The organism is Bartonella sp. ML70XJBT (assembly GCF_028618425.1).
GTDB lineage: Bacteria > Pseudomonadota > Alphaproteobacteria > Rhizobiales > Rhizobiaceae > Bartonella.
This window is the reverse complement of the sequence record NZ_JAQISX010000086.1, coordinates 1-1433: the sequence shown is the minus strand read 5'-3', so window position 1 is coordinate 1433 and position 1433 is coordinate 1. Positions and strand designations below refer to the sequence as shown.

2 protein-coding genes are annotated in these 1433 nt (G+C 37.5%); both read left to right on the top strand.

Going from position 1 to position 1433, the window contains the following annotated elements:
- The first annotated feature begins 165 nt into the window (after window positions 1-165).
- Window positions 166-483, top strand: coding sequence for a DUF1376 domain-containing protein (locus PVV65_RS09750; protein WP_273757140.1), 318 nt, complete (start codon window positions 166-168; stop codon window positions 481-483).
- Window positions 484-499: 16 nt separating this feature from the next.
- Window positions 500-1433: hypothetical protein (locus PVV65_RS09745; protein WP_273790027.1), on the top strand; the 934-nt coding region annotated here is incomplete at its 3' end.

The window sequence follows — 1433 nt, the reverse complement described above, 5'->3', positions numbered from 1 at the left end:
AGGGGATACCGGTTTGTACAATTAAGAAAGCAACGGCAGGCAAGGGGAATGCGTCGAAAGAAGAGATGATAGAGGCAATGCGTGCAAAAGGACACGCGCCTTGTGATGATAATGAAGCAGATGCTTTATCAATTTTACATTTAATTAAAGAAAGGGAAATTACTAATGTCCAATAAAAACCAACAAGTGAAAATTAATGTAGAAAAATGGCTTCTTGATCTCGTTGATTTGCCTCCTATGGAAGGAAATATTTACATGAGATTGCGATTAAAAATGTTACATACTGGAAAGCCTCTTACAAACAATTTACGAGCTTTAGCCTCATTAGCACGCTGTTCAATTGAAGAGATTGATGATGCACTAGATCTCTTAGCAGAAACTGGACATATTTTTCTTTTGGATGACAAACACATTTGGAGTTTAGAAGTTGAAGAAGAGTTGAAGAATAACACTCAACAGTCAGAAACCTCATGGTATAAGTAAAGGAAGGATAAAGAGAATGTCCAGTAAATTACCATGGACGAGGCTTTTTGCAGATAAGTGGCTTCTTGATCTTGCATGTTTACCTGCAATTGAAGGTAATGTTTATATGCGGCTGCGATTGCAAATGTTGCGCATCAGAGAACCTCTTTTAAATGATGCACAAATATTATCTCATTTTACTTCTTGTTCAGTAAAAAGATTTCAAAAGGCATTAGATTATTTATTTAGATCTGGACATATCATTTGTTTAGACGATGGTCGTTTGTGGTGTCCAGATGTTGAAGAGGAATTAAAAAATTCAGATGAGACTTTAAATAAGTTTGCAGAAAGAGCCGCAAAAGCCGCCAACACTAGGAAACATAAAAATCAAGACGATTCTTCAAGAAAGCCTCAAGATTCTTTAAGAGGTCTTGAAGATTCTTCAAGAAGTCTTCAAGATTCTTCAAGCGGGTACAATAACAATAACATTAACAATATATATAAAAAAAATAAAACTATCGTTTTATCAAAAAAAGAAATTGATTTTGAAGATTTAGAAACGAGCGATTTGGTTGACGAGCCAACAGAGGTTGCTGCTGTTGAAAGCCAACCAGAACAAATCGAAGCGGGTGTAGAAAACCAACCACCCATTCACGAGCAAGAAAACGTTTCGAAAAAACCAAAACGTTCAAAAGCTAATCGGGGGTGTCGATTGCCTGCGGATTTTGAACCCGATTACGATTTTGCACTTGCAGAGGGCTTGTCTCCAGAGCGTATCAAAATCGAAATTGCGAAATTTCGAGATTACTGGCGTTCAAAAGCTGGAGCAAACGCTACCAAAATCGATTGGCAAGCAACATGGCGCAACTGGGTAAGGAATTCAAAAGATCATAAAATCAATCAACAAGGTGGAAACTATGGAAAAACAAGCAATCAACACACAGAACAGCAGCGTGGCTGGAGTTATCGAG